This window comes from Vibrio comitans (genome assembly GCA_024346835.1).
Lineage (GTDB): Bacteria > Pseudomonadota > Gammaproteobacteria > Enterobacterales > Vibrionaceae > Vibrio > Vibrio comitans.
In genome coordinates, this window is record AP024866.1 from 2,832,259 (window position 1) to 2,858,287 (window position 26,029).

Here is a 26,029-nt window from a genome sequence, read left to right on the forward strand (position 1 = left end):
GTTCTGGCTTACTTCCACATTGTAACTTAAGATGATAGGCATATGTGATCTCTTATTTTTACGTCCAAATATTATACAGTAGATAATGAATTTTTTTTTGATCAGAACAGCTTATAGCATTTTACTTGCGGTTTTTAGCCCTATCCTCCTTGTCTCTCTGCTTAAAAAGAAAGAAGGTAAACCTAGTATCGGAAAGCGCTGGGCTGAGTACTTTGGTTTTATCCCTTCCCTCAAAGGCAGTCAACCCATCTGGATTCATACAGTTTCTGTTGGTGAAACCATAGCGGCAACGCCCCTGATTAGAGCTATCAAGGAAAAGTACCCACAACAAAAAATTTTGATTACGACCACTACTACCACTGGTGCTGAACAAGCGCTAAAGCTCTCAGATATTGCAGAACACAGATACATGCCAGTTGATTTCAGTTGGTGTGTGAAGCGCTTTTTAAAAGTTGTACAGCCAAAGTGTATGCTGATTATGGAGACCGAACTTTGGCCCAACACCCTCCATACAGTGTCTAAAGCAGGGATTCCAATCGCAGTCATAAACGCCCGATTATCTGAGCGCTCAGCTCTTCGGTATAAAAAATTTCAATCCGTATTCAATCTAATATCTCAAAATCTAGACCAAGTGCTATGTCAGCATTCCGATGATGCTCAAAGGTTTAACCAGTTAGGTATTGCTTCAGAAAAAATCACCGTTACTGGATCTCTCAAATTTGATATTAGTGTCTCTGAAGCATTAACTCAGCAAGGAGGGCATCTTCGAAAGAAACTTGGAGACAAACGCCCTGTTTGGATTGCAGCTAGTACACATGAAGGTGAAGATGACATTATTTACCAGGCGCATCAAAAGCTCTTAGAGGGGATTCCAGATGCTCTGCTCATTATAGTGCCCCGTCACCCTGAAAGGTTCGCTTCTGTGGCCGGATTGAGCTCTCAACATGGCCTGAAGGTCGTTTCTCGAACAGAAAACACTCCTGTCACCTCTGATGTTCATGTTTATCTTGGTGATACCATGGGAGAGATGCTGACATTAATGAGTGCTTCCGATATCTGTTTCATGGCCGGCAGCCTTGTCGGCGAGAAGGTCGGAGGGCATAACATGTTAGAGCCTGCGGCGCTTGGAAAACCCATTATCAATGGGCCTAGTTTCTTTAATTTTAAAGATATTACAAACCAACTGATGCAAGAGCAGGCGCTTGTCGTCTGTCAATCTGCGGATGAGATTAGCGATAATCTCATCCGCCTATTTAAAGATTCATCGGCTCGCCTTCAGATGGGGAGCAATGCCTATCAAGTAGTGAAGCGAAATCAGGGCGCTGTAACTAAGACTATAGACGCCTTAGCTACTACGATAGCCACGAAGTAAGTGCTCCCAATCACTTTCCCGCCAATGAATAGAAAAGCGCTTAACTTCTTTATGAAAAGAGCGCTTTAATCTATCTAGATTGCCTTGTTTCCAGTCATCACCTGTTAGCTCTGAGCATTTGTCAAAATCAATAATCCAAACCTTGTTGCTTTCATCTAGCAAAATATTATGAATGTTCAGATCAGTGTGATTCACTTGTGCAAGATGCATACGCTTAATCTGCCTGCCAATAGATTCGTAGACTTCTGCGCTCAAAGAAGATACCTGCAGTTTTGCTACCAAATCATTGGCATTGGGGATTCTTTCACTCAGCAAGTCAGCCGTATAAAACGGGCCAAATTTGTCCGCGCGGGCTGCGATAGGCCTAGGTACGTTCACACCTTTATTGCGAAGATGCTGAAGTAGAGCAAACTCTTGGAAGCTGCGGGTTTGTTCCCATCCAGAAAACCAGTACTGATCTTTAACTAACTTTCCAAATAAACCACCGCGGCGATAATGGCGCAGAGCGCCTTGCAGGCTATCTAACTGAACAAACCAAGTAGTTCCCCTGCCTTTGGCACTCCCTACTATTTTGTTATGAATAAACCAATAAGGAGCTTCAAAACACATCTCTGGAGGTTCGCTCATCAGTTCTGGCTCATACCAAATCACTTCCGTTTTATTTCGCAGCGTTTCCAATCTTTAACCTCGATAAAAATCAATAGCTTCCCAATTTTACAATTAACTCTAGCACCTGCATAATTTATCCATCGAACTTTAAGAGTTAATTGCATGACACTGTTCAAATCAGCACCAAAATCACTCTGCATCCTTCGTCTATCGGCAATTGGTGACGTTTGCCATGCTATATCCGTCGTGCAAGCAATACAAAGTCACTGGCCTAGTACCGAGATCACTTGGATTTGTGGCAAGATTGAGGCTCAACTCATTGGTGACTTACCTGGCATCAATATCGTTATTTTCGATAAGAAGCTAGGATTCCAAGGAATGAAAGCCGTTTGGAAACAACTTTCATCAACTAAATTCGATGCCCTTTTACATATGCAGGCAGCATTGCGAGCGAGTGCACTATCGTTTGGTATAAAAGCCAAATACAAAATCGGTTTTGGTAAAAATCGAACGAAGGAAGGTCAGTGGCTATTCACAAACAAACATCTATCGAACTCAAAAAACTTCCATGTGCTGGATAACTTTGCCGATTTTGCTCGATATTTAGGTGTGCCATTCACCAAACCAAGTTGGAATATTCCCGTCTCAGATGAGGATTTGCAGTTTGCTAAAAGCATCGTGAACGGCAAACCAACTTTAGTCATTTCAGCAGCAGCAAGTAAAGACTCACGCAACTGGCTAACCGATCGCTATGCTTCACTTGTTGATTATGCAATAGAGCAAGGGATGCAAGTTATCTTATGTGGCTCACCTGCAGATAGAGAAGTGAAACTAGCAGATAATATAGAACAGCTGGCTAAAGGAGATCTAATTAACCTCGTTGGCAAGACCTCATTGAAACAGTTAACTGCTCTGCTCTCTGAAGCTAATATTGTTCTCGCTCCAGACTCTGGTCCAGCACATTTAGCAACGACTCAGGGCACTAAAGTGATTGGGCTCTACGCGCATAGCGATCCACGTAGAACAGGTCCATACAACAGTTTAGATATCGTTGCGAATGCTTATGATGAACACATTCAATTACAAACAGGTAAAGCGTTAAAAGATATTCCTTGGGGGACCAGAGCCAAAGGTGATGATCTAATGAAGTCCATTAGCATCGAACAGGTCTGCCAATTACTCGATAAAGCTTTAGAGAAAAATAACTTATGAAAAATCATGTCCTCTACCCTGGCACCTTTGATCCTCTTACCAATGGTCATTTAGATATTATTACCCGCGCAGCCAATCTTTTTGAACGCGTAACGGTATGCGTCGCCGCAAGCCCCAGTAAAAACACTATGTTCTCATTAGAAGAGCGAGTTTCAATGCTGCAAGAATCAGTGGCCCACATTCCTAATGTCGAAGTTGAAGGTTTTTCTGGGCTTCTCATCGAGTTTGCCAAGCAGAAAAAAGCTAACCTTCTGATTCGAGGGCTACGCACAACGATGGACTTCGAGTATGAGTTTGGCTTGACGAGCATGTATCGAAAACTACTGCCTGAACTGGAGAGTATTTTTTTAACGCCATCAGAAGAGTTTGCGTTTCTTTCATCAACTATCGTGCGAGAAGTGGCAATTCATGGTGGTGACGTGGAAGGGTTTGTACCCGTATCTGTTTTTAAACGAGTAAAAGAAAAGGTTTAGCTTTCGCTAAACCTTTATGACTTACAGTTTGTAATACGCTTTATACCAATCAGCGAAGGCTTTCACGCCTTCCTTGACCTTCACTTGAGGCTTATAGCCTGTAGCCTTAAACAAGTCTTCTGTATCTGCGTAGGTCGCGTATACATCACCAGGTTGCATTGGCATAAAGTTCTTTTTCGCTTCAATGCCTAGCGCGTCTTCTAAGGCTTCAATGTATTCCATTAGCTTAACTGGGCTACCATGGCCAATGTTATAGACGCGGTAAGGGGCCGAACTGGTTGCTGGTGAGCCTTGCTCTACACTCCAATCGGTGTTGGCCTCAGGCACCACATCTTGAATGCGGATAATGCCTTCAACGATGTCATCGATATAAGTAAAATCACGCTGCATATCGCCATTGTTGTACACATCAATCGCATCACCATTCACAATCGCTTTTGTGAACTTAAATAATGCCATATCAGGTCGCCCCCATGGGCCGTACACAGTAAAGAAACGTAGGCCGGTCGTAGGCACGCCATAGAGATGAGAATAGGTATGCGCCATTAACTCATTCGATTTTTTGGTCGCTGCATACAGGGAGATTGGATGATCAACTGAATCTGCAGTATCAAATGGCATTTTCTTGTTTAAACCATATACAGAGCTGGAAGATGCATAAACTAAGTGCTTGATCTTATAATGACGACAACCTTCAAGAATGGTCAGGTGCCCTACAAGATTGCTATCTGCATACGCTAGAGGATTATCAATAGAGTAGCGAACGCCTGCTTGTGCTGCTAAGTGGATAACCTTATCGAATTGCTCTTTCGCAAATAGCGCAGCAATCCCTTCTCGGTCTGCTAGATCTAAATTTTTAAACACAAATCTATCGTGAACGATGCGCTGTAAACGATCTTCTTTTAACGAAACTTGGTAATAGTCATTCATATTGTCGATACCAACAACTTCATGACCCGCTTCAGTTAAACGCTCAACGACTGCACTTCCGATGAAGCCAGCAGCTCCAGTTACTAAATATTTCATATCATCACTATTGGCCACACTTAGACAGTGGCATTTTACTTAATATAGATTCAAAAACCGTTTGAACATTGATATCAACCAAGCACTCGGGTTTTGAAGAGTTATTGAGGCTACAAGATTTTCCACCACAAGGCACGCAATCCAAACCACTTTGAATAATAGTAATATTATTAACAGATTGCGCGATTCCCTTGCGATTGAAAGGTACCCCATCTTTAGAATAATTGTAAGGCCATGGACCCCATATGTCTGGAAACGTACCGCCAAATACTACCACCTGTGGAACAGGATACCCTGCCGCCAAATGAGCAGGTCCTGTATCAGGTCCGACAAACCCACAGCTTTTCTTCACAACTAGACTCATTTGGTTTAACGGGATCTTACCGCAAACATTTAACCATCCGGCCTTCGGTATACTTTCAGTTACCTGCTGAACAATCTGAACATCTCGCTCTGAATTAGCTCCTGTAAAGACCAAATAGTACCCTTCATCAAGTAACTTTTTGGATAGCCTTTGCCAATATTCAATTGGCCATTGCTTAAAGTCAGAGGATGCTGGGCAGTGCAAAATAATATATCTAGTAGGTAAGGCTTCAAGTAAGTCACACGCCTTAGCCTCAGGCGCCACTAGATGCATTTCTTTATTGATCTCAATAGGATCCAGAAGACGCATGTTGCGATAAAACTGGTGCTCAACCTTTGAATTGAGCTCTACTGTTTCGGTATAAAATAGGCGTCTAATTTTAGGTAACTTTGAATCAATAAAACCGATACGCTTCTTGCCACAAATCCATGTATAAAGCATCGGCTTGTCACTAATCCTATCATTCAGGACTAAATCATATTTGCGCCAATTCTTTACGGCAAACCCAAACAGATCTTTAAACGATGGTTTCTTATCTAGATATACAATATTGTCGATATCAGGATTACCATTAAAGGCTAAGTGACCATTGCGAGTCACTAAAACATCAATTTGGCTTTCTGGATATGCACTTCTTAAGCTTCGAGTTAAACCAGTGGTAAGTAGACTGTCACCTAACAACATTGTTGATAGTACTAGGATCTTTTGAGGCATATGCTTGGCTAAATAAGAAAATCATTTTCATATGATACTTTGTTTATGCATTGCCTTTCTATTCATTAGCATTCAACCTGACAGTGATCACACCAAAAGGTATTCCTCTGCCCGACCATTTTCTGGCTAATCTCGGTTTTGCATACAGGGCATGCTTCACCCGCGCGGCCATAAACCTGCAGTTGCTGAGCAAAGTACCCAGGTTTACCATCTGGTTGCTCAAAGTCATTCAAAGTTGTGCCACCTTGTTTTATGGCATTATCAAGCACATGTTTGATCTCTTCCACCAGCAATTCCCATTCATCATAAGACAATGAATTTGCGGGCCTTAGTGGATGAATTCTAGCATTAAATAGAGATTCATTGGCATAGATATTGCCGACACCGACTACAACCTTATTATCCATTATGAACTGTTTTACTGCCACGCGACGCTTTGCTGCTAGCGGAATAATGTGTTCGGAGCAAAAGTCATCAGATAGAGGCTCTGGACCTAGGTTGTCTAAAAGCGCTAACGACTCATCCTTACCTATCCATAGCCATGAACCAAAACGACGAGGATCGTTGTATCGGAGCATCTTGCCATTATTTAGAATTAGATCCACGTGATCGTGCTTGGTCGGTTCTAGACTTGAATCTTGAATTCGCAGTGAGCCAGACATCCCAAGGTGAACCACTATGCTCCCTTGCTCAGTTCGTAGCAGTAGATATTTAGCTCGGCGCTCAACCGCCTCAATTACCACACCTTGCAGCCGCTCTAGCTTTTCAGGTATTGGCCATCGCAGTTGGCGCTGACGCACCACCAGTTTCTTTATAGTTTGACCGGTAATGTGTGGGCTGATGCCCATTCGGGAGACTTCTACTTCGGGTAACTCAGGCATGAGTGGCTCAAATTAATCATAGAGAAGTTGATTGTAGCGTTTTTCAGGCACAAAAAAACCCAGCAACAAGTGCTGGGCTTTCATGTTCTGCTTAAAGAAGTATCAATTACTTGATTTTAGCTTCTTTGTACATAACGTGCTGACGAACAACTGGATCAAATTTCTTGATCTCAAATTTGCCCGGCATGTTACGCTTGTTTTTATCTGTAGTATAGAAGTGACCTGTACCAGCAGAAGAAACAAGTTTGATTTTTTCGCGAATGCCTTTAGCCATTGCTCAATTCCTCTTAAACGTTTTCGCCACGTGCACGAATATCTACAAGTACAGCATCAATGCCTTTCTTGTCGATGATACGCATGCCTTTAGCAGTTAGACGTAGTTTAACAAAACGTTTTTCGCTCTCTACCCAGAAACGATGAGTTTGTAGGTTCGGCAGAAAACGGCGCTTAGTAGCGTTGCGTGCGTGAGAACGGTTGTTACCCGTTACAGGACGCTTACCAGTTACTTGGCATACTCGGGACATGAATGTCTTCTCCAAATCGTTTCAGCTCGATATCAACCTTGGTGGCCGAACCTCTCTTATGAGGTCAAAAACCGTTATGGAAAACCCATACAAGGCTATCAAAGGTCGCGCATTATACTAAGTTGATCGCAATTGCTCAAGACCCGAACAGATCCTTTTTGCATAAATCGCTGATCTTTTTTTAGCAGAGCTGATTATTGTTCAAAAATAGTGCGCGTATGTTACCAGAAATCCTACACCCTACAACTACTAATTCTCCTTCAGACCTATATTTAATTATGCTTGGCGATTATTTGTGTTTGGCTAGGTTAAATTGATAACCTAAGATAACGTAAAGCCTGCCACCATATTGATATAAATCATTCACTTATCGGAGTCAGAATGTCGCAACTCCTATCTGCAATCCCACTGACATCCCTAAACGGCGTTGGTGCTAAAGTTGCCGAAAAATTGGCTAAGATAGGCCTGAATACCGTTCAAGACCTTTTATTTCACCTCCCTCATCGCTACGAAGACCGAACTCGTGTCTATCCGATGGCCAGTTTACATGCAGGGCTTTGGGCTGGAGTGCAAGGCAAAGTAATGACTGTTGATACAGTATTTGCTAGACGAAAAATGCTGACTGTGAAAATTAGTGACGGCAATGGCACCATCACACTGCGATTTTTTAACTTTACTGCTGGAATGAAAAATAATTTCAGTGAAGGCAAGTTAGTGCATGCCTATGGCGAGATAAAAAGGGGTAATCAAGGCTTAGAGATCGTTCATCCCGACTTTAAATTTATTAACGAGGGGAAATCGGTCACTGCTGAATCAAGCCTCACCCCTGTTTACCCAACAACTGACGGTCTACGTCAATTAACCCTACGCGCCCTTACTGATCAGGCACTAGAGCTATTGGATAAGTCCGCAGTCAACGAGTTGCTACCCAGCGGCTTGTATGATGCGCAGCTATCTCTCAATCAAGCGCTGCATATTGTCCATCGCCCAGAGCCTGAAATCGATTTAGAGCAGTTTGACTTAGGTCGCCATCCATCGCAGTTGCGGCTGATCATTGAAGAGTTGCTCGCGCAAAACCTTTCTATGCTGGCATTAAGAAGCAAAGGTCAACTGGACAATGCCATCCCTTTGCCCGCCTCATCACGCCTAAAAACTGAATTGCTCGAATTACTGCCCTTTTCTCCCACGAACGCGCAGTCTCGAGTCGTCAATGAGATCGAGGGAGATCTTATCAAGCCTCATCCTATGATGCGTCTTGTTCAGGGTGATGTTGGCTCAGGTAAAACGCTTGTCGCCGCTCTAGCTGCTGTGACTGCCATTGAGCAGGGCTATCAGGTTGCCATGATGGCGCCGACCGAATTGCTTGCAGAGCAGCATGCCATCAACTTTGCGGCTTGGTTTGAAACACTAGGCATAAAAGTAGGCTGGCTAGCAGGCAAGGTTACCGGTAAGGCCAAGCAAGCTCAGTTAGAGGCCATTGCTAGTGGCGAGGCGCAGATGGTTGTTGGAACACATGCACTTTTCCAAGAGCAAGTGAAGTTTCACAACCTATCGTTAGTTATCATTGATGAACAGCATCGTTTTGGTGTTCATCAGCGACTAGAGTTAAGAGAAAAAGGCGCCGCTTCTGGCCAATACCCTCACCAACTGATCATGACGGCAACACCTATTCCTCGCACCCTAGCGATGACAGCCTATGCCGACCTTGAAACCTCTGTGATTGATGAGCTTCCACCAGGACGAACACCAATACAAACTGTGGCCATTCCTGACACTAAACGCTCTGATATTATTGAACGAATTCGCGCAGCCTGCGCACATGAGGGAAAGCAAGCCTATTGGGTCTGCACCTTAATTGATGAGTCTGAGGTGCTTGAGGCGCAAGCTGCAGCAGAAATTGCAGAAGAGCTAACTGCTAAGTTACCTGAATTGAAAGTAGGCCTAGTTCATGGTCGAATGAAGCCCGCTGAAAAACAAGCCATCATGAAGCAGTTTAAAGCCAACGAGCTGCAGCTTCTGGTGGCAACTACTGTCATCGAAGTTGGTGTTGATGTGCCCAATGCCAGTTTAATGATCATCGAGAACCCTGAACGCCTTGGTCTTGCCCAATTGCACCAATTACGAGGGCGCGTGGGGCGTGGCACCGTGGCGAGTCATTGTGTGCTTCTCTATCATGCTCCGCTATCTAAAACGGCGCAAAAGCGCTTAGGAGTGCTCAGAGAGAGTAATGATGGTTTCGTTATTGCGCAGCGTGACCTCGAAATAAGAGGCCCAGGGGAGCTCCTAGGTACCAAGCAAACGGGCATCGCCGATTTCAAGATTGCTGACTTAGTAAGAGATCAACATCTCGTGCCCCAAGTGCAAAAAATGGCGCGCTTTATTCATGAACAATACCCTGATAATGCAAAAGCCATTATTCAGCGCTGGATAGTCAATAGTGATGAGTATGCTAAGGCATAAATAAAAAGAGCCCTAAACAGGGCTCTTTTTGCTAGCAAAACAGGTTAGCGTCGCTTTTTGCCTGCATTAGCGAAGGCTGCTGCCATAGCACCACCTAAGCCATTGTCTGCTGACGAGCGATTGTCACGACGTTCATTTCTCACTGGTCGCTTGTTGTCTCGGCTGCTTTGCGGTCTGCTTGGACGATTATCTTGCCCAGGCTGATCATTAAGGCGCATAGTTAAGGCGATACGCTTGCGCTGGATATCAACTTCCATCACCTTAACCTTCACGATATCTCCTGCCTTCACTACCTCACGCGGATCAGACACATACTTATCTGTAAGCGCAGAGATATGCACAAGACCATCTTGATGCACGCCAATATCAACAAACGCGCCAAAGTTAGCCACGTTAGAAACCACGCCCTCAAGCACCATACCCACTTCGAGGTCAGATACCTTATCGATACCTTCAGCAAAGGTTGCCGTTTTAAACTCAGGTCTTGGGTCACGACCAGGTTTATCCAGCTCTTTGATGATGTCCGTTACCGTAGGTAGACCAAATTGCTCATTCGTAAAATCGATCGCATTGAGCTTACCTAAGAAGGCACTATCACCGATAAGGTTTGAAATAGGCTTACTGGTTTTCTCAGCTATCGATTTCACCACAGGGTAAGCCTCAGGATGCACTGACGATGAATCTAGGGGGTTGCGACCATTCATAATTCGCAGAAAGCCCGCGCTCTGTTCAAACGCTTTAGGCCCCATTCTTGCTACTTTCTTGAGGCTAGCACGGCTTTCAAAGCGTCCGTTGTCGTCACGATGAGCCACAATATTTTGCGCAAGAGTGGTCGACAATCCTGCAACGCGATTAAGTAGTGCTGCTGAAGCCGTATTTACATCCACACCGACGGCGTTTACACAGTCTTCTACAACCGCATCCAAACGCTTTGCCAATGATGACTGACTGACATCGTGCTGATATTGGCCCACTCCGATAGATTTAGGGTCGATTTTAACAAGCTCTGCTAGTGGGTCTTGTAGACGGCGAGCAATAGACACCGCACCGCGCAAAGATACATCCATATTTGGAAATTCTTTGGCTGCCAGCTCAGAAGCTGAATACACTGAGGCCCCTGCTTCACTGACCACAATCTTTTGTACCTTGATGCCTTTCTTAATGATGTCACCGATGAAGGTGTCAGACTCACGAGAAGCCGTGCCGTTACCTATCGCTACCAAATCCACATTGTGCTGTTTGATCAATCGCTCAATGGTTTGCATCGACTTATCGTACTGCTTTTGCGGTGGATGAGGGTAGATAACATCAGTTGCCAGCACCTTACCTGTGCCGTCTACAACTGCGATTTTACAGCCCGTTCTTAATCCAGGATCTAGGCCTAATGTTGCACGAGGCCCAGCAGGTGCGGCCATCAATAAGTCTTTTAAGTTGGTCGCAAATACTTCTATGGCACCAATCTCCGCTCGCTCTTTCATGGCAGACATGAGTTCAGTTTCAAGGTGCATGGAGACCTTTACTCTCCAAGCAAAACTAATCACTTGCTTACGCCACGTATCAGCTGGAGCATCACTCAATGAAATTCTGTAGTGGTCCGCAATAATCGTTTCGCAATATGAGCTGCGAATAGACGGGTCTTGGGCAGGGTCTGCATTAAGGGATAATTGCAAGAAGCCTTCATTGCGGCCGCGCAACATCGCTAGGGCACGATGCGAAGGCACACGGCTTATCGCCTCATCATGTTCAAAGTAATCTTTGAACTTCTCTCCCTCTGACTCTTTACCCGTGATGACTCTTGATTGCAGCTGTGCGTGCTTGGTGAGGTAGTTTCGTAGCTTTTCTAGTAGATCAGCATCTTCAGCAATTCTTTCCATCACAATGGCTCTAGCACCATCCAATGCAGCTTTTATATCCGATATGCCCTGCTCTGGGTTCAAGTATTTCTCAGCTTCCACCTCAGGTACAAGCGAGGCATTGCCCCAAATGGCATCCGCCAAAGGCTCTAAGCCTGCCTCTATAGCGATTTGTCCCTTAGTGCGGCGCTTGGGCTTATAAGGTAGATAAAGGTCTTCAAGACGAGTCTTGTTATCGGCCTGATTAATCTCTTTCTCCAATTCAGGGGTTAACTTACCCTGCTCAGAAATGGACTTAAGGATGGACTGTCTGCGTTCGGCCAATTCTCGTAGGTAGGTCAAACGACTGTCTAAGGTGCGTAGTTGGGTATCATCCAACCCTCCCGTGACTTCCTTCCTATAGCGAGCGATAAACGGTACCGTATTCCCTTCATCAATCAGGTTTGCCGTAGCGGTCACCTGTTGCGTGGCAACATTTAGCTCAGCGGCGATAATCTGAAAAATCGTCTGACTCATCTTAATTCACTTGTTTTTCCTTAGGGTTTGAAACTAACTATGGGGGCAAATGTCAGAAAAACCAGATAGCAAAAGGGGCGATGGCTCGAATAAACAACGATCAATGAGTTAATTTGAAGATTTAACCTAACATTTGCCTGCAAGCCACTGATTATTAGTTAGAATTAAAAACAGTAACCCAACAAATAAACCTAGCTGATAATAGTTGGGTAGATATGGATGTTGATAATGAAAAAGATAACCAAGTCTCTCTCTCTGCTCATTGCCTCAATGGTCAGCCTACCTCTGTTGGCTGATGGGAATGATGCAGCCTTAATGATGAAGAATGACAAGCAGGCGTACACCACAGCAGATCCCGCTCTTAAATGGCAAGATAAAGTCATATTGGGACGTGTGGAAAACGTTTACTATCAAGATATTGATGGACTAAGTGAACAGCCTTTCATCGGTAAGATAGATACGGGCGCTGACACTACCTCAATGCATGCTGAAAACATCCACGTATACAGCAACAACAAGAAATACAAAGGAATGCAAGATACCGAACTCATGCAAACAATTGTTGATGAGTTTGGTGGTCCAAAGAGCAACTGGTGGCTTGAGAGCTTTGATACTCCAGAGCGAAACATCCAAGGTGTAGTTAAGTTCGATATTCGCCACCCAACAACTGGTGAGATCATTTCTTTAGAGCGCCCACTAGCTCGTACTAGTGTTATACGCAGCCGCACGAGTGAAATCCCGCTGTATCGACCAGTAATCAATATTCCACTTAAGATAGCGGGCGTTACGGTCAATACCGACGTTAACCTTACCGACCGTAGTAACTTCTCGGCACCTATCCTAATTGGTAAAACCTTCCTTAAGCAGAATGCATGGGTGTTTGCGGGTTATGACTACCTTCAATCACAAAATGATGCTCGTGTCGTTGGACGCAGCGAAGAGTTTTTTGTTGATGGTGTGTCACTTAAAACCAGTTTCTCTCTTGCCAACAGCTATAGCCAAATGCACGCAATGAACATCAAAGTTGATGAAGAAAAGCGCACCGTTACTTTTGATACAGCCAATAAGTCTGGCGACAAAACGACCCTAACTCTGCCATTAGAACGCATGCTTAGAGTCAGTGGCGAAGAGCGACCGCTTGTATTTGTTCCGGTTAAGGCGGGTGACTTCGAGAAGCCTATCTTGGCATACCTAAAGGATCGCTCTAAATACAGTTCTCAACTGCGTTTAGGTAAGAATACACTGAGCAAGTACTTCATCATCGATACCAAAGATAAGAACGTGCTACGAGCAGAAAACATGACACTAGAAACCCTGCTTAGTAAGCGTGACCCTCTGGTTGTTGCCACCCATGAGATTGTTTACTTCGATGGTACTCCCGTTAATGCAGAACCATCATTTGCTATCAACACCCCTGTATTGTTTGTTGATGGATTTGAGCTGAGTAAAGGCAAAAATGGTGAGCAAGCCAGTTTCTACATTCCTAGTAGTGACGGAAATGACAAAAAGGTTATCAAGAAGGTAGAGCGCAAAATCCGCGTTGGTGAGAGTGTTCGACCTATCCTAAAAGAACAAGTGGTTATCGGCGGTAAAGAGATGACGCTGGAATTTGCTCTTGAAGCAATTGGCAAAGGCGATGAGCCACACTTTGCCATCGGTCGTGCCTTTAAGAAAGATGGTGTACTTGTTAATACCCGCACTGAAGACCTATTAGACCCTCGCCCATTGTTCCATGCTGGCTACATTGAAAAAGCCCAAGTTGAAGGGCTTAAGTTCTCAGTAAAATTGGATACCGGTGCTGACATCAGTTCAATGAATGCTCTAAACATCAAACGCTTTGAGAAAGACGGTAAAGAGATGGTGAGTTTTGATTATGAAAACGCCGAGGGCTTAAAGCAAAGCTTTACTAAAGAAGTGGTCGACATTATGCGCATCCGAGCGAAAGCAGGAGAAAAGCCTAATGAGCGTCCAGTGGTAATGATGAATGTAACACTTGGCGAGGTCAGCAAGACGGTTCGTGTTAATCTGCAAGACAGAAGTCGCTTTGAATACAGCATGATTCTTGGAAAGAACTTTTTGAAGAATGGTGTTGTAGTAGGTAGCGACAATACTTATCTATTGGGTAAGTAATCGAGCAAACATGAATATTAGCCACAGATGAAAACAAATTTAATTACCCGAGAGGGCTTTGAAAAGCTACAGCAAGAACATGATTACCTCTGGAACGAACGTCGTCCAGAGGTCACTAAAATAGTCACTTGGGCTGCGAGCCTAGGTGACCGTTCTGAAAACGCTGACTATCAATATAACAAGCGCTTGCTACGACAAATCGATCGCCGAGTTCGCTACCTACGAAAGCGACTACCCGACCTGAAGGTTGTCGACTACGCTGCAGCTCAAGACGGTAAAGTGTTCTTTGGTGCTTGGGTTGAAATAGAAAACGAAGAGGGCGACATCAAACACTTTCGTATTGTAGGGCCAGATGAGATTTATGGGGATGAAGTAAAACACTACATCTCCATTGACTCACCGATGGCACGAGCACTGCTTAAAAAAGAGGTTGACGATGAAGTCGTGGTGAGAACACCAGAGGGTAACAAAGAGTGGTTTGTTAACAAAATCAGTTACCAATCACAGGATCAATATGAAACCGATTGAAATTGGCTATTTACATCAGTTTAAATGATGAATATCGGGCGCCATTAACACTTTTTAACACTTTAGCTGTCTATAATTAGTCCAATTTTGTTACATTTCCACGGGTATTATCAGCCAGGTGTGATAAGGAGCGAATTTGCAAATAGTGACGGACTACTTGATCGCACTCGCCAACTCCCACTTTTAGAACAAAAAAATTGGATTAAGTAGGTCTATTATAATGCAAGAAAATTTCAAGATTTTGGTCGTCGATGACGATGCACGCCTCCGCTCTCTATTAGAGCGTTATCTTTCTGAGCAAGGCTTCCATGTCCGTTCTGTTGCCAATGCTGATCAGATGGATCGTCTACTAACCCGCGAAAACTTTAACTTAATGATATTGGATCTTATGCTGCCGGGAGAAGATGGGCTATCTATCTGCCGTCGTTTGCGTAGTGCCAATAACATGCTACCTATTCTGATGCTTACCGCGAAAGGTGATGAGATCGATAGAATTGTAGGCTTAGAAGTCGGTGCGGATGATTACCTTCCAAAACCATTCAACCCAAGAGAGCTATTAGCTCGAGCGAAAGCAGTATTGCGCCGTCAGTCTGTTGAAGCACCGGGAGCACCTAGTTCAGAAGAAGCTATCGTAGAATTTGGTGACTTTGCGCTAAACCTAGGTACTCGCGAAATGTATCGCGGCGAAGAGTTAATCCCTCTTACCTCAGGTGAATTTGCTGTTCTTAAGATCCTGGTAACGAATGCACGTGAACCAATGTCACGTGATAAGCTAATGAACCTAGCTCGCGGTCGTGAATACTCAGCAATGGAGCGTTCAATCGACGTTCAGATCTCTCGTCTGCGCCGTATTCTCGAAGAAGACCCAAGCCACCCACGCTACATTCAAACTGTATGGGGCCTAGGCTACGTCTTTGTTCCAGACGGTCGTAAAGTTTAAGCACTAGGATTTATTAATGCGATCGCGTAGTTCGATAACCCAAACAATCATTGGCTTCATTGCTCTTTTGATTGCCAGTCAGGTCTTCTCTTACTACGCGATTTTTAACTACGCAGTACTTCCTAGCCTTAAGCAGTTCAATCGAATCCTCTCCTACGAGATCAACCTCGTAATGGAAGAGTATGCTCGAATTCGTCAAGAATCAGAGCTCGGTATCCCTGAAAGCGAACGCACTACCCCACTTAGGCAAGCCTTGCTGCTTAGGTTAGGCGTTAGCGTGTATCCACTAGCAGGAACCGTTGAAGAAGAATACCAAAAAGCCTTTTACCTTGATTTCATGAGTGATGAAATCACGGAAGAATTAGGCTCTCCCGCAGAGGCTCGACTTGCCCGAGACAGTGAAAGCTATTTACTGTGGATCAAGCTCGATGCTATGCCAAACTGGCTTTTACGGGTCCCTCTAACCGAACTCACTCATAATGAATTTAAGCCTTTATTTATCAACAGCTTATTAATTACCATTTTCTTAATACTGGGTGGATGGGGCTTTATACGCTGGCAAAACCGGCCACTCAAAAATCTAGAATCTGCGGCTATCAGTGTCGGCAATGGGGTAATTCCTGAGCCCCTTCCAGAGAAAGGTACCACTGAGATACGCGCCGTAACTACCGCCTTTAACAAGATGGCTAGAGGCATTGAAGAGCTAGAAACGGATCGCCGCTTGATGCTTGCAGGCGTAAGTCATGATATTCGAACACCACTAACTCGAATTCGATTGGCTACCGAGATGATGTCTGAAACAGACAGCTATCTTGCTGATGGGATTATCCAGGATATTGATGAATGTAATGACATCATTGCGCAGTTCATCGACTACCTTAAGCCCGTTGATCGTAACGATTTTAGTAACATCAGCCTGAATGAAATGGTTGAAGAACTAAGACGCGCACTTAAAATCTACGAGGCCGGTGGGCCGCTAGAGAGTGGGCTTGACCAAGATATCTTGAACTACACCTTTGATATTGAGTTAAAAGAGGATTTGCCCGATATCTACGCCAGTTACATCCCGATAAGACGCACACTCAGCAACTTGCTAGTGAACTCCAAGCGCTACGGCGATAAATGGATTGGTATCAAGACTGGAGTCTCTGACCAAAACAAGAAGGTTTGGATATCCATTGAGGACAATGGCCCGGGTATTGATGATGAGCAGATGCAAAAGGTATTTGAACCCTTCACTCGTGGTGATACGTCTCGAGGCAGTGAGGGCACAGGTCTTGGCCTATCTATCGTTAAGCGTATTGTGACCGAGCACAACGGCACGATAGAAATGTCGAACCGTAAAGAGGGTGGCTTGAAGGTTAAACTCACCTTTGATGCTTATCGTAATACCAATCGTAGTTAGTAACCCATCTCACCAGATACAAAAAAGCCGAATTTCATTATGAAATTCGGCTTTTTACTTTAAGCGTTTGATTTACTGATAGTAAGAGTGAGCGCCCTGCTCATGCTCTGTGGCATCTTTAACCGCAACGAGTTCATCAGCGAACTCTTGAAGAAGTTGTTTCTCGATACCATCTTTTAGCGTCACATCAACCATTGAACAACCGTTACAGCCACCGCCAAATTGAACTAGGGCAATGCCGTCGTCAGTGATTTTCACTAGGCTAAGATGGCCACCGTGGCTAGCTAGCTGCGGGTTTACTTGGGTTTGAATAACATACTCTACGCGCTCTAGTAGCGGCGCATCATCTGAAACTTTACGCATTTTAGCGTTTGGCGCCTTCAGTGTTAGCTGAGAGCCCATCTTGTCAGTGACATAGTCAATCTCTGCATCTTCCAAAAATGGCAAGCTCAACTCATCCACATACGCAGAAAAATCTTCATAAGGAAATTCAGTATCTGTTGCTTCTACTGCTTCTGGTGGGCAGTAAGAAACACCACACTCAGCACTCTGCGTGCCAGGGTTGACCACGAATACTCGAATGTTGGTTCCATCTGCTTGTTGTGCCAGCAGGTTAGCAAAATGCGATTGCGCAGTTTCTGTAATAGTAATTGTATTAGACACGATAAATACCTGAGTAATTCTGTAGGTTATTATCGGTATTCTACTCCGTTAGATTTTTTTTTCAAACATGTAATAGCTATGAATCATTAACGCTATTTATTTGATAATCACAATTGTGACATGGCAATCAAAATGCACTCATGAACATCCAATCGTCATGGAATCGGCTTTGATGCCCTGCAGATGCAGTAGACATCGATTTGCTTCACTCCCTGCTCTCTCAAAAGCAAACACACCTCTGCCACCGTACTTCCAGTGGTAACTACGTCGTCCACCAGCGCAATGTGAGAGTGGTTTTGTATGCTAGCTAGATAGTCGGGTGATAAAGCAAAGGCATGCTTGAGGTTGATTAGGCGTTGCCTACGGTTAAGCCCCGTCTGTGTTTTCGTAACTTTGATTCGCTTAATGGCTTTCGATAGAACCTGCAACTCAACCCCCGTCCTCTGTCTCAAGCTTTGTGAGAGGTAGTCGGCTAAGTAGTCACTTTGATTGAAACCGCGTGCGCACTGTCTTTTCCAGTGCAGCGGAATAGGCAACAATAGAGAGGCCGGAGACTCTATGCGCTGAGCCAAAAGTGAAGCTAACTCTCTAGCGTGCCACATCTGCCGGCGATACTTTAGCCCCTGCACATACCGAGACAAAGGCTCGCTATATTCGCCGATGCCGTACAGTTTATCCCATAGCGGCGGAGAGCTCACACATCCACCACAGCGCTCGACTGGCATTTCCATCAAGGTGCCACAGGTTTCACAGCGACTCACGGGCTTTAAAAGCTCTAAGCAGTCATCGCACCACGTAGGGTTTGCTGCACCTTGCAGTGGCTTCTCGCAACTGTAACAGTTGGAGCCTAATAGCGTGTAAGCCGTATGTCGTATCCGACTCAAGAAACGATGCAAGCATTGAGTTAATTGTCGATTTCCAATAATCTGCTCTTATCTTCAAGTACTACCTCTTATTTTTAGTCCATCGTCTAATACTCAAGGACTTAAAAGGGTATGAATTACAGGTGAAAGGGATGAGCGCAGAGGCCAAATTACATTGGGATGTTTATGGAGAGGGGGATAACCTCATCCTTATCCATGGCTGGGGAATGAATGGAGCCGTTTGGCATCAGGTGGTTGAAGAGCTTAGCCAACACTTTTGTGTGCATGTAGTTGATTTGCCTGGCTACGGTCATAGCCATCAAATACATAGCCAATCTATTGCTGACATCGCTGATAAGGTCTTGCAAGATGCGCCAGAGCAAGCGATATGGCTTGGCTGGTCCCTTGGTGGTCTAATTGCAACGCATGCTGCTCTGCACCAACCACAGCGCGTCACAAAGCTAATAACCCTAGCAAGCTCGCCGCGTTTCTCTGCCGAAGGCCGTACATGGAGAGGCATAGCGCCGAGTGTACTCAATGACTTTACCTCTCAGCTCACCGATGATTTTCAAGGTACCATAGAGCGCTTTATGGCACTGCAAGCAATGGGCAGTCCGTCAGCAAGGCAAGATGTAAAGCAATTGAAAAGTGCCGTTCTATCACGCCCTATGCCGAACCCAAAGGCTCTTCATCTGGGTCTAGAGTTACTCGCCAGCATTGATTATCGCGACCACCTAAATGCCCTAACTATGCCCATTCATCGCTTGTACGGACGTCTTGACGGACTAGTGCCGGTAAAGGTGGCATCAGTGTTGGATAAGCAGTTGCAGGCAAGTTCACACATTTTTAAGGCCTCCTCCCATGCTCCGTTTATGAGCGAGAAACAGGCCTTCTGTGATTTGATAAAGCAGCTCTAGATTAATCCTGAGTCAGGATCTTATTCCAAGGAAGGTCGCGATCACCTATGACTATAAAGTTAGGGTTTTCTAGGGTTTCGCGTAAATTGTATGACAGTGGTTCAAGTCCGGTATCCAAGATGGTGCCACCCGCCTCTTCAACAATACATTGAGTGGCTGCTGTATCCCATTCACCCGTGGGTCCTAAACGCAGATAGCAGTCGGCACTTCCCTCAGCAACCAGACAGGCCTTTAAGGCTGCTGAGCCTAATGGAATTAACTCATAGTTCCATTCATTACTCATACGTTCGGTAATACGGTTGATATCCTGACGGCGACTTATCGCAATAGCCACGTTTTGCTTAATAAGTTCATGGGTATGAGTATTGATACGAATGCTCTCATCCATATCGGGAATCTTCCATGCCCCTTTTCCATGGTAGGCATAATAAACCACCCCTGACACCGGCGCATATACCACGCCCATAACCGGCTTATTATGCTCAACAAGCGCAATGATAGTAGCAAAATCACCACTTCGAGCGATAAACTCTTGGGTGCCATCAAGAGGGTCCACCAGCCAGTATCGCTCCCACTGCTCACGCTCAGCAAGACTGATGTCCGCATCTTCTTCAGATAATACCGGAATGTCCGGAGTTAACTCAGGCAAACGCTCCATAATCAATTTATGTGCAGCCAAATCTGCACTGGTGACTGGAGTGTCATCTGACTTGGTAAATTCTTCGTAGTTTCGTTTTTGGTAGATATCTAGAATTAGCTGACCAGCAGAGCGCGCAATCTCTATAACGTTAGGTAGTAAATGGGAAAGATCTTGTCTCATTATTGTTCACCCTTTTTCTGAGAGAAGTAGCGCTGTGCCAGCATTAAGGCACTGATACTGCGAGCCTCACAAAAATCCATATGCGTTAACAGTTCATCTGCTTGAGCAAGAGGCCAACGAACCAAAGTAAGAGGCTCGGGTTCATCACCTACCAAGGTTTCAGGGTAAAGGTCTTCGGCAACAAACAAGGTCATCTTGCTGGAAAAGTATGAAGGAGCAAGAACAACTTGCTTTAGAGGGACAAAAAGATTGGCGCCAAAGCCAATCTCTTCTTTTAGCTCACGATTGGCAGCCTCAACAGGACTTTCGCCCGCATCAATCAGGCCTTTGGGAAATCCAAGCTCGTAACTTTCAGTACCGGCAGCGTACTCTCTCACCAGTAGAAGATCTCCCTCTGCAGTGAGTGGAACCACCATAACAGCATCGCGACCACTTGGGCGCATTCGCTCATAGGTTCGACGTTCCCCATTAGAAAACTCTAAATCCAAAGCCTCGATACTAAACAAGCGCGAACGCGCAACCTCGGTTTTGTTTAAAATCTTTGGCTTTTTCTCGCCTGCCATCCTAGTTAGCCTCTTCAATCATTCATTTGTATAAGCCTCAACCACTATATGGAAAAAAGCCCTCAATGAAAACTGCTAAACATTGCTAGATGATAAGTTGTTTAAAGCTTCCCGGAGTAGACAAAGGGGTACTGCCCTTGTCCATTGGGCTCACCTAACCATTTTAATTGCTCACCCAGTCTTTGTGGGAACTCAGCACCGGGCTTGAACCATGCATCCAAATCGTAGGTCATATTTGGCTGTAAAGAAGCGGTAAATGCTCCTGAAACCTGAGCCGTATCTTGATTGCCCGTCGCCGCAAGCTGACTGTCGGTACAACTAATATCAGAAATAATAGTCCCTAGATCTAAATTACCCAATGGTGATGAGACCACACTCTGATTCCACACTAGACTTGCATCACCCGTTTCACACCATGGTGAGGCATATTTGTAGTCTTTAACGATGAGTTCAAATTGCCCATCTGCGCTAACAGGAGCAGGAATGTTCACGTACTTCAAAGCTTGCTGTGCAGGGATAGAGGCCATCAAGTTATTGGCGTAAGGGCCACTAAAACCATAACCTACCGTCCCTCGACCTGTTAAGCCCAACTCACTATTTCGACCAAAACGGACATTAAGTTCAGCCTTTCCCTGAATCAATTTCCAAGCTTGCAGATCCCAGTTCACTTCACCGAAACCATACTGCTGCCAAGAGACGCTCTTTGCTCTTCCTTGCCACAAAGTACCACTGATACCTGAAATACTCAGGCCGTTAATACGAGGCAATTGCTCAATTGCAAACTTAGCTGGTAGGTGAACGATAACGCTGCACAAGAATACGGCTAATAGCAGAAAACCGTATGCAAAAATCTTCTTAAGACTGATACCAAACATTAACTACCTGCTCTCTTAAACTGCAATCTCTTCACCTCGACAATCCCGTTTTTCTCGGTTTCGTTGATATCAAAAAAGGCGACATCGACCCCTTTCTCTTGGCGTAAGTACATCAACCAATTCATCAGGCGATTAAACGCAACGGGCTGAACCCATACCTGAACCATGTCATCACGCGGTTGAAGGCGTATCAGCTCGATATTAAATCGCCCTGTTGAGGTCGATAATAATTGGTTTAACGGCTCATTGGATACAGTGGGAGCGCCACTGGTCTTGCGCAGTTCAGTAATCGCATTCGCTTCTTTTTGTACCCAGCCCAGCAGTTGAGTTTCACTGATCAAGCGAGTTTGTGCCAATTCGTTCTTCTGTTTGAGTGGCGCAAAACCTCCCCAGTACAGCAAACCTGCAACGCCAAAACCGATAGCAATAATCAACATACGCTGTTCACGAAGGCTGATACTGCTCCAATATCCTAGAATAGCTTGTTGTAACCCTCGCATTACTTCACCTTCAATACATAACTACTGCTGACCAAGTCACCGTTTCGGTTGATCTGACCTTGGTCCACCACAAACTTCTCAGCAAAGGCAACTCTCAATTGCTCAAAGGTTTGGAAGTCACTCGCTTGAGCCTGAATTCGCAACTCTTCACGATCACCGTCGAACTTAATACTCTGTATTTTCACTTTATTGGAATCTTTGAGAGCCGCTTGCACCTCAAGTAGCCAACTAATCAGAGGGGCATCCACTGTGCCACCGCTCAATCGAGTTTTCTCATCACTCATTTGACGCTTAAGGTAGCTTACTGTTGGGATACGGCGCTTATCAGGAAAGACTTCTCTAAAAATTCGTTCGCTCTCCGTTCTATATGCGGTTGCTTGAGTCTCTATTTGGCTAACTTGGGTGTAGGTATTGATACCAAAGACAACCAATAACACCAAAGCAGCAATAGCTGGGGCCTGCCAAAGCTTAATGTTTTTAAGCCAAGATGATTGTCGCTTAAACTCACCCGATAATAAGTTAATGGTCGAAAGCTGAGCGTTCTTAGCCAATAGCGCCATAGGTAGCTCTGCAGGCAAGGCGTCAATCTTCGGGTTTTCAATGCTAGCTAATGACTCAGGGATTGAGCCAAAACATTGAATGTGGGCTGGTTCTTCAGAAACAGACTCTTCCTCTTCGTTCATCTCAACGGTGAAAGGAGGACGAGCTAATGCATACGGTACTAATGCCTCTGGTAGTGCGATGCCTTGATAATCGTTTTGACGAATCAAGCAGTAACCTTGCCAAGGAAGCATGGTGAAATTGCTACCATCCAAAGGCATAGATAAAACATCGGGTAAGACACGATGAAGCTCAATACCAGCCTCAGAAAAACGCTCAATGCATTGCTGAAGATAATCTTTATCTACCGCAGCTATCCATGCTTTATCGCCCGTTTGCTTGAGTATCGAGAAGTGCAATTCATCAATATCTTGAGCCAGCTCTTCTTCCAAAAGAAATGGCAACATCGTTGAAAACTGGCGTGACGCACCCGCAGGTACCCCAACCTCTCGTAACGCTACATCTTGGCCGTCCAGTAATAGGGCAACGCTTCGCTCAGCCGCATAGGAAGTTAGCTCTTCTAACTCCTCTAAGCTGCCTAATTCACCACTGGCAATGATCTCGTTCTCTGTCGACGACCAAACCAACCATGGGATTGTTTTTAAATTCTGCCTACTGAGCCGAACTGTCAGGATTTCGCTCACTAATTCCTCCAAATCGTCGGCGTACTACTCGCGATTCGTCTTGATTTTCACTATAAAGCAGGCTCCTCAAGCGAACTCGGGCATCCTGCACAAATACTTCTGCGTCTAGCTCAAAATAACGGCTATCTACAGATAGGTATTCCTTCGCCTTATTTTTTACTTCAGCACTGATACTGGCAATATTACCTTCAGCTAAGAAATCATCAGTGCTCTCCCATCCATCATATGGACGGTCTTCAATCACCTGTTTTGCCTGATCATCACTTAAAGCAGGCTCAAACAGTGCGACCAATAGCTTAGATTGCCATGGCCTAAGTGTATTTATATTGATACGCAAGTCATCGGTGGGAAGTGCGCATGCTAACCATGAGATGCGCCTCATTGATGGGCCATCCATCTGATAAACGCTGCGCAGCTCACTCAAATCGGCAATCAGACCATTAGCGGCCATATAAGAGGGGGACAATCCCTCATAAGTGGCATCTTCGACACCAGACTGAGTCACCACTCCGTCGTCTTTGTCTAGATATTCCCATGTGGAGTCCGCAACGACTTCAGCTTGATAACTGTCTAGTCCCACTTCTTCAAGCAAGGTTCGCCATACCTGTAGTAAGTATGGGCGAGAACTGGAGGTAGGGTCGATATTGACTGCGGCCAGTGAGTTGACGTTGAAACACGCCTGCATATCCCTAACCACACCCCTTGCCTCACCATAATCCAATGGATAGGATTGCTCCTCCAATGCCCATGGCTGACTTAGATTGACCGTATCACCGTCTTCTAAGCTTTCCTCGATACCGTATTTGGCCAGTGCCTCAACACCGATGGCGTACCAATAGGCTTGCTGGTTATTGACCTGACTGCTTGCTCTATCCACCCCCAGAACCAATCGCTCTGACATGGTGGCCGCAATGGCTGTCATGATAGCCAGCAGAAGCAATACCACGAGCAAGGCAACACCTTGCTGTTTACTTTGTCCTTTGATTCGCTGCAAATTACTGTGACGTATCTTCATTGATCCTCTCTAGCTGACCGTCAGCAGTTAGGTAGATACGCTCAAGCTTGCCATAGTCTTCGAGGGTTAAATGCACGGCAACTGCCTTTGGCAACGCGCCTCCATCTTCCCATTCTTCTAGCCAACTCTCACCGTTGTAAAAGCGAATATCAAACTCCTCGACCTTATCAAGAAGCGGAGTCACTATGCCTTGCTGTCCAACTGGAGTGTCTGGGTATCGCCACCAAACTCGCTCAAGTTTGTTGTCTCGAACTCGGTAGCCTACCTTAGTGACTTCTCCACGAGGAAACTGCTGCTGTGGATTAATCCAACCTAAACGAGTAAACAGCACGCCCTTTTCATCGGAATCAAGCAGGTTATCTTGCCAATAAATAAGAGCTTCACCGGCTTCTTGTCCGTCATTGCGAAAGCGACGAATCGCTATCTGACGAAAGTCACTATCTAAATAAACGAGGGTTGCTTGCAACTGCTGCAAACGACCTAATTTCTCTTGAGACTGCTGATTGCTCAGCTGAGTCTGAAAGACCACCTGATAGGCAGCGATACTGAGGCTAGCAAATACGGCAATCGCCACCAGCACCTCAATCAGGGTAAAACCCTTTGTCTTTTTATAACGGTACATAACTTCTTACCGTTACTAAGGGGCTATCCATTTTTTCATCTAGAGCCACACTGACATCAACAGCTCGCAAATAGTCAGCACCGGTTGAGATGGGTGTAATAGACCAATACCAGGTATAACCTGCCAACTCAGAAGTGCCTTTACGTGCTGTTTTTGGCGGCTCAGCTAGCATCATCAACGCCATTTGATTGTCCACTACCATGCCAGCAAAGGTCTTTTGCTCAAGGTAGCCGATACTATTAATATGCTGAGTAACCGCCCTAACCACGCCGATAGAAGCCGTTGCAAAGATAGCTAAAGCGATCAAAACCTCGAGCAAAGTCATGCCTCTAGAGGACTTCATCATCAAACTCCTCACCCGGTTTCAACAATAAAAAGCTGCCGTTTTCTAGCGCCATCACTCGCCAATTTTGATCGCCTTGAGCTTCTGAACTCGGATGGATATAGACCTCAAATGGAGTCAACTCACCGCTAGACAAAATAAAGACTTGAGGGGGTGCCTCTTTGTCTTTGTTTTCTTCCTCGGCGAACATATCCTCATCAAACAGTGAGCCTTCTTCAAACAAGCTATCCTTCTTGCCCCATACACCATCGCCCAATTCCCAGGCGAGTGTTAGGCCATCTTCAAGCTCGGTATCAGCAGGGATTCTGCGATGTTCTAATGCCTGCCAACCCTCTCGGGTGAGCTGCAAAAGTCGATACTTCTTACCAGAGGGATCAAAGCGAATACCAAGATCCCAACCGTTCAGTATTGCATCTTGATGCAATAGGTTGAGACGTTGATAAAGCTGTTGTGCGCGAGTCTCTGCAGCATCTGAACTGCTAGTGGGCAAATTAACCACTACCGCTACGGCGCTGACCGACACCAAGACCATGACCAGCATGATCTCTAGGAGGGTAAAGCCGCGCTGTCGTTTATCACGTCTCACTATTAATACGT

At 45.1% G+C, this 26,029-nt stretch carries 27 protein-coding genes; 9 read left to right on the plus strand and 18 right to left on the minus strand.

What is annotated here, in order from left to right:
- Positions 1-85 precede the first annotated feature (85 nt).
- Positions 86-1,372: a lipid IV(A) 3-deoxy-D-manno-octulosonic acid transferase gene (gene waaA / locus OCU46_RS13050; RefSeq protein WP_141271761.1), complete on the plus strand. Its 1,287-nt coding sequence runs from the start codon at positions 86-88 to the stop codon at positions 1,370-1,372.
- On the opposite strand, the gene OCU46_RS13055 is transcribed toward waaA, so the two are convergent.
- Positions 1,346-2,050 (minus strand): 3-deoxy-D-manno-octulosonic acid kinase, encoded by a 705-nt coding sequence (locus OCU46_RS13055; protein ID WP_141271760.1) that lies wholly within the window; start codon positions 2,048-2,050, stop codon positions 1,346-1,348. The two genes, waaA and OCU46_RS13055, sit on opposite strands and share 27 nt — an antisense overlap.
- A 93-nt stretch (positions 2,051-2,143) precedes the next feature.
- Here OCU46_RS13055 and OCU46_RS13060 point away from each other — a divergent pair, with 93 nt between their 5' ends.
- Both OCU46_RS13060 and coaD read left to right on the plus strand, forming a co-directional pair.
- A complete protein-coding gene (locus OCU46_RS13060; RefSeq protein ID WP_141271759.1) occupies positions 2,144-3,193 on the plus strand; it encodes a glycosyltransferase family 9 protein in 1,050 nt (349 codons plus the stop codon).
- Complete coding sequence (gene coaD / locus OCU46_RS13065) at positions 3,190-3,666, plus strand: pantetheine-phosphate adenylyltransferase (RefSeq protein WP_141271758.1); 477 nt, start codon at positions 3,190-3,192, stop codon at positions 3,664-3,666. Before OCU46_RS13060 ends, coaD begins: the two co-directional genes overlap by 4 nt.
- Before the next feature lie 21 nt (positions 3,667-3,687).
- On the opposite strand, the gene OCU46_RS13070 is transcribed toward coaD, so the two are convergent.
- The 5 genes from OCU46_RS13070 to rpmB form a co-directional block, all read right to left on the minus strand.
- Positions 3,688-4,692, minus strand: a complete 1,005-nt coding sequence (locus OCU46_RS13070) for an NAD-dependent epimerase (protein WP_141271757.1) — start codon at positions 4,690-4,692, stop codon at positions 3,688-3,690.
- A 7-nt stretch (positions 4,693-4,699) separates the two neighbouring features.
- On the minus strand, positions 4,700-5,740 hold the full coding sequence (locus tag OCU46_RS13075; protein WP_244311417.1) for a glycosyltransferase family 9 protein: 1,041 nt from the start codon (positions 5,738-5,740) through the stop codon (positions 4,700-4,702).
- A gap of 95 nt (positions 5,741-5,835) precedes the next feature.
- Entirely contained in the window at positions 5,836-6,651 is an 816-nt protein-coding gene (gene mutM / locus OCU46_RS13080) for a bifunctional DNA-formamidopyrimidine glycosylase/DNA-(apurinic or apyrimidinic site) lyase (protein WP_141271755.1), read from the minus strand.
- Positions 6,652-6,757: 106 nt separating this feature from the next.
- A complete protein-coding gene (rpmG, locus tag OCU46_RS13085) occupies positions 6,758-6,925 on the minus strand; it encodes a 50S ribosomal protein L33 (RefSeq protein ID WP_017029383.1) in 168 nt (55 codons plus the stop codon).
- Between the two features lie 13 nt (positions 6,926-6,938).
- Positions 6,939-7,175: a 50S ribosomal protein L28 gene (gene rpmB, locus OCU46_RS13090; RefSeq protein WP_004728407.1), complete on the minus strand. Its 237-nt coding sequence runs from the start codon at positions 7,173-7,175 to the stop codon at positions 6,939-6,941.
- Between the two features lie 381 nt (positions 7,176-7,556).
- Between rpmB and recG the strand changes: the two genes are divergently transcribed.
- Positions 7,557-9,635, plus strand: a complete 2,079-nt coding sequence (gene recG, locus OCU46_RS13095) for an ATP-dependent DNA helicase RecG (RefSeq protein WP_141271754.1) — start codon at positions 7,557-7,559, stop codon at positions 9,633-9,635.
- Between the two features lie 44 nt (positions 9,636-9,679).
- Here the strand turns inward: recG and OCU46_RS13100 are convergent, their stop codons facing one another.
- Complete coding sequence (locus OCU46_RS13100; protein ID WP_141271753.1) at positions 9,680-12,004, minus strand: Tex family protein; 2,325 nt, start codon at positions 12,002-12,004, stop codon at positions 9,680-9,682.
- A gap of 228 nt (positions 12,005-12,232) precedes the next feature.
- Here OCU46_RS13100 and OCU46_RS13105 point away from each other — a divergent pair, with 228 nt between their 5' ends.
- From OCU46_RS13105 to envZ, 4 genes are all read left to right on the plus strand, one after another.
- A complete protein-coding gene (locus OCU46_RS13105; RefSeq protein WP_141271752.1) occupies positions 12,233-14,134 on the plus strand; it encodes an ATP-dependent zinc protease family protein in 1,902 nt (633 codons plus the stop codon).
- Positions 14,135-14,161: 27 nt separating this feature from the next.
- Positions 14,162-14,662: a transcription elongation factor GreB gene (gene greB / locus OCU46_RS13110; RefSeq protein ID WP_141271751.1), complete on the plus strand. Its 501-nt coding sequence runs from the start codon at positions 14,162-14,164 to the stop codon at positions 14,660-14,662.
- A gap of 220 nt (positions 14,663-14,882) precedes the next feature.
- Entirely contained in the window at positions 14,883-15,602 is a 720-nt protein-coding gene (gene ompR / locus OCU46_RS13115; RefSeq protein WP_208727146.1) for an osmolarity response regulator transcription factor OmpR, read from the plus strand.
- Between the two features lie 16 nt (positions 15,603-15,618).
- Positions 15,619-17,007, plus strand: a complete 1,389-nt coding sequence (gene envZ, locus OCU46_RS13120) for a two-component system sensor histidine kinase EnvZ (RefSeq protein WP_141271749.1) — start codon at positions 15,619-15,621, stop codon at positions 17,005-17,007.
- A gap of 72 nt (positions 17,008-17,079) precedes the next feature.
- On the opposite strand, the gene nfuA is transcribed toward envZ, so the two are convergent.
- Together nfuA and OCU46_RS13130 are read right to left on the minus strand one after the other, a co-directional pair.
- Entirely contained in the window at positions 17,080-17,670 is a 591-nt protein-coding gene (gene nfuA, locus OCU46_RS13125) for a Fe-S biogenesis protein NfuA (RefSeq protein ID WP_141271748.1), read from the minus strand.
- A gap of 155 nt (positions 17,671-17,825) precedes the next feature.
- A complete protein-coding gene (locus OCU46_RS13130) occupies positions 17,826-18,554 on the minus strand; it encodes a ComF family protein (protein ID WP_244311416.1) in 729 nt (242 codons plus the stop codon).
- 131 nt (positions 18,555-18,685) lie between these two features.
- Between OCU46_RS13130 and bioH the strand changes: the two genes are divergently transcribed.
- Entirely contained in the window at positions 18,686-19,450 is a 765-nt protein-coding gene (bioH, locus tag OCU46_RS13135; protein ID WP_141271747.1) for a pimeloyl-ACP methyl ester esterase BioH, read from the plus strand.
- A 1-nt stretch (position 19,451) separates the two neighbouring features.
- On the opposite strand, the gene cysQ is transcribed toward bioH, so the two are convergent.
- The 9 genes from cysQ to gspH all read right to left on the minus strand — a co-directional run bounded on the left by cysQ (position 19,452) and on the right by gspH (position 26,018).
- On the minus strand, positions 19,452-20,270 hold the full coding sequence (cysQ, locus tag OCU46_RS13140) for a 3'(2'),5'-bisphosphate nucleotidase CysQ (protein ID WP_141271746.1): 819 nt from the start codon (positions 20,268-20,270) through the stop codon (positions 19,452-19,454).
- Positions 20,270-20,833 carry an ADP compounds hydrolase NudE gene (gene nudE, locus OCU46_RS13145; protein ID WP_141271745.1) on the minus strand — a complete coding sequence of 188 codons (564 nt, stop codon included), beginning with the start codon at positions 20,831-20,833 and terminating at the stop codon, positions 20,270-20,272. The genes cysQ and nudE overlap by 1 nt, the downstream gene beginning before the upstream one ends.
- Positions 20,834-20,934: 101 nt before the next feature.
- On the minus strand, positions 20,935-21,708 hold the full coding sequence (locus OCU46_RS13150) for a type II secretion system protein N (RefSeq protein ID WP_141271744.1): 774 nt from the start codon (positions 21,706-21,708) through the stop codon (positions 20,935-20,937).
- Complete coding sequence (gene gspM / locus OCU46_RS13155; protein WP_141271743.1) at positions 21,708-22,208, minus strand: type II secretion system protein GspM; 501 nt, start codon at positions 22,206-22,208, stop codon at positions 21,708-21,710. The genes OCU46_RS13150 and gspM overlap by 1 nt, the downstream gene beginning before the upstream one ends.
- The gene (gspL, locus tag OCU46_RS13160; RefSeq protein WP_167495397.1) at positions 22,208-23,452 is read right to left on the minus strand and encodes a type II secretion system protein GspL; all 1,245 of its coding nucleotides are present in this window, start codon (positions 23,450-23,452) and stop codon (positions 22,208-22,210) included. Before gspL ends, gspM begins: the two co-directional genes overlap by 1 nt.
- Positions 23,421-24,467 (minus strand): type II secretion system minor pseudopilin GspK, encoded by a 1,047-nt coding sequence (gspK, locus tag OCU46_RS13165; protein WP_141271742.1) that lies wholly within the window; start codon positions 24,465-24,467, stop codon positions 23,421-23,423. Before gspK ends, gspL begins: the two co-directional genes overlap by 32 nt.
- Entirely contained in the window at positions 24,448-25,089 is a 642-nt protein-coding gene (gspJ, locus tag OCU46_RS13170) for a type II secretion system minor pseudopilin GspJ (protein ID WP_141271741.1), read from the minus strand. Before gspJ ends, gspK begins: the two co-directional genes overlap by 20 nt.
- Entirely contained in the window at positions 25,076-25,432 is a 357-nt protein-coding gene (gene gspI / locus OCU46_RS13175; protein WP_141271828.1) for a type II secretion system minor pseudopilin GspI, read from the minus strand. Before gspI ends, gspJ begins: the two co-directional genes overlap by 14 nt.
- On the minus strand, positions 25,419-26,018 hold the full coding sequence (gspH, locus tag OCU46_RS13180) for a type II secretion system minor pseudopilin GspH (protein WP_141271740.1): 600 nt from the start codon (positions 26,016-26,018) through the stop codon (positions 25,419-25,421). Before gspH ends, gspI begins: the two co-directional genes overlap by 14 nt.
- Between the last annotated feature and the right edge of the window lie 11 nt (positions 26,019-26,029).

Excerpts from the sequence above, each read along its gene's own strand:
- gspI (WP_141271828.1), bottom strand. The coding sequence starts at position 25,432 with ATGAAGTCCTCTAGAGGCATGACTTTGCTCGAGGTTTTGATCGCTTTA.
- ompR (WP_208727146.1), top strand. The coding sequence starts at position 14,883 with ATGCAAGAAAATTTCAAGATTTTGGTCGTCGATGACGATGCACGCCTC.
- rpmG (WP_017029383.1), bottom strand. The coding sequence starts at position 6,925 with ATGGCTAAAGGCATTCGCGAAAAAATCAAACTTGTTTCTTCTGCTGGT.
- OCU46_RS13100 (WP_141271753.1), bottom strand. The coding sequence starts at position 12,004 with ATGAGTCAGACGATTTTTCAGATTATCGCCGCTGAGCTAAATGTTGCC.
- rpmB (WP_004728407.1), bottom strand. The coding sequence starts at position 7,175 with ATGTCCCGAGTATGCCAAGTAACTGGTAAGCGTCCTGTAACGGGTAAC.
- waaA (WP_141271761.1), top strand. The coding sequence starts at position 86 with ATGAATTTTTTTTTGATCAGAACAGCTTATAGCATTTTACTTGCGGTT.
- OCU46_RS13105 (WP_141271752.1), top strand. The coding sequence starts at position 12,233 with ATGAAAAAGATAACCAAGTCTCTCTCTCTGCTCATTGCCTCAATGGTC.
- OCU46_RS13150 (WP_141271744.1), bottom strand. The coding sequence starts at position 21,708 with ATGTTTGGTATCAGTCTTAAGAAGATTTTTGCATACGGTTTTCTGCTA.
- nudE (WP_141271745.1), bottom strand. The coding sequence starts at position 20,833 with ATGGCAGGCGAGAAAAAGCCAAAGATTTTAAACAAAACCGAGGTTGCG.
- gspK (WP_141271742.1), bottom strand. The coding sequence starts at position 24,467 with ATGAAGATACGTCACAGTAATTTGCAGCGAATCAAAGGACAAAGTAAA.
- gspJ (WP_141271741.1), bottom strand. The coding sequence starts at position 25,089 with ATGTACCGTTATAAAAAGACAAAGGGTTTTACCCTGATTGAGGTGCTG.
- bioH (WP_141271747.1), top strand. The coding sequence starts at position 18,686 with ATGAGCGCAGAGGCCAAATTACATTGGGATGTTTATGGAGAGGGGGAT.
- OCU46_RS13060 (WP_141271759.1), top strand. The coding sequence starts at position 2,144 with ATGACACTGTTCAAATCAGCACCAAAATCACTCTGCATCCTTCGTCTA.
- gspM (WP_141271743.1), bottom strand. The coding sequence starts at position 22,208 with ATGCGAGGGTTACAACAAGCTATTCTAGGATATTGGAGCAGTATCAGC.
- cysQ (WP_141271746.1), bottom strand. The coding sequence starts at position 20,270 with ATGAGACAAGATCTTTCCCATTTACTACCTAACGTTATAGAGATTGCG.
- mutM (WP_141271755.1), bottom strand. The coding sequence starts at position 6,651 with ATGCCTGAGTTACCCGAAGTAGAAGTCTCCCGAATGGGCATCAGCCCA.
- greB (WP_141271751.1), top strand. The coding sequence starts at position 14,162 with ATGAAAACAAATTTAATTACCCGAGAGGGCTTTGAAAAGCTACAGCAA.
- envZ (WP_141271749.1), top strand. The coding sequence starts at position 15,619 with ATGCGATCGCGTAGTTCGATAACCCAAACAATCATTGGCTTCATTGCT.
- OCU46_RS13075 (WP_244311417.1), bottom strand. The coding sequence starts at position 5,740 with ATGTTGTTAGGTGACAGTCTACTTACCACTGGTTTAACTCGAAGCTTA.
- recG (WP_141271754.1), top strand. The coding sequence starts at position 7,557 with ATGTCGCAACTCCTATCTGCAATCCCACTGACATCCCTAAACGGCGTT.
- OCU46_RS13070 (WP_141271757.1), bottom strand. The coding sequence starts at position 4,692 with ATGAAATATTTAGTAACTGGAGCTGCTGGCTTCATCGGAAGTGCAGTC.
- coaD (WP_141271758.1), top strand. The coding sequence starts at position 3,190 with ATGAAAAATCATGTCCTCTACCCTGGCACCTTTGATCCTCTTACCAAT.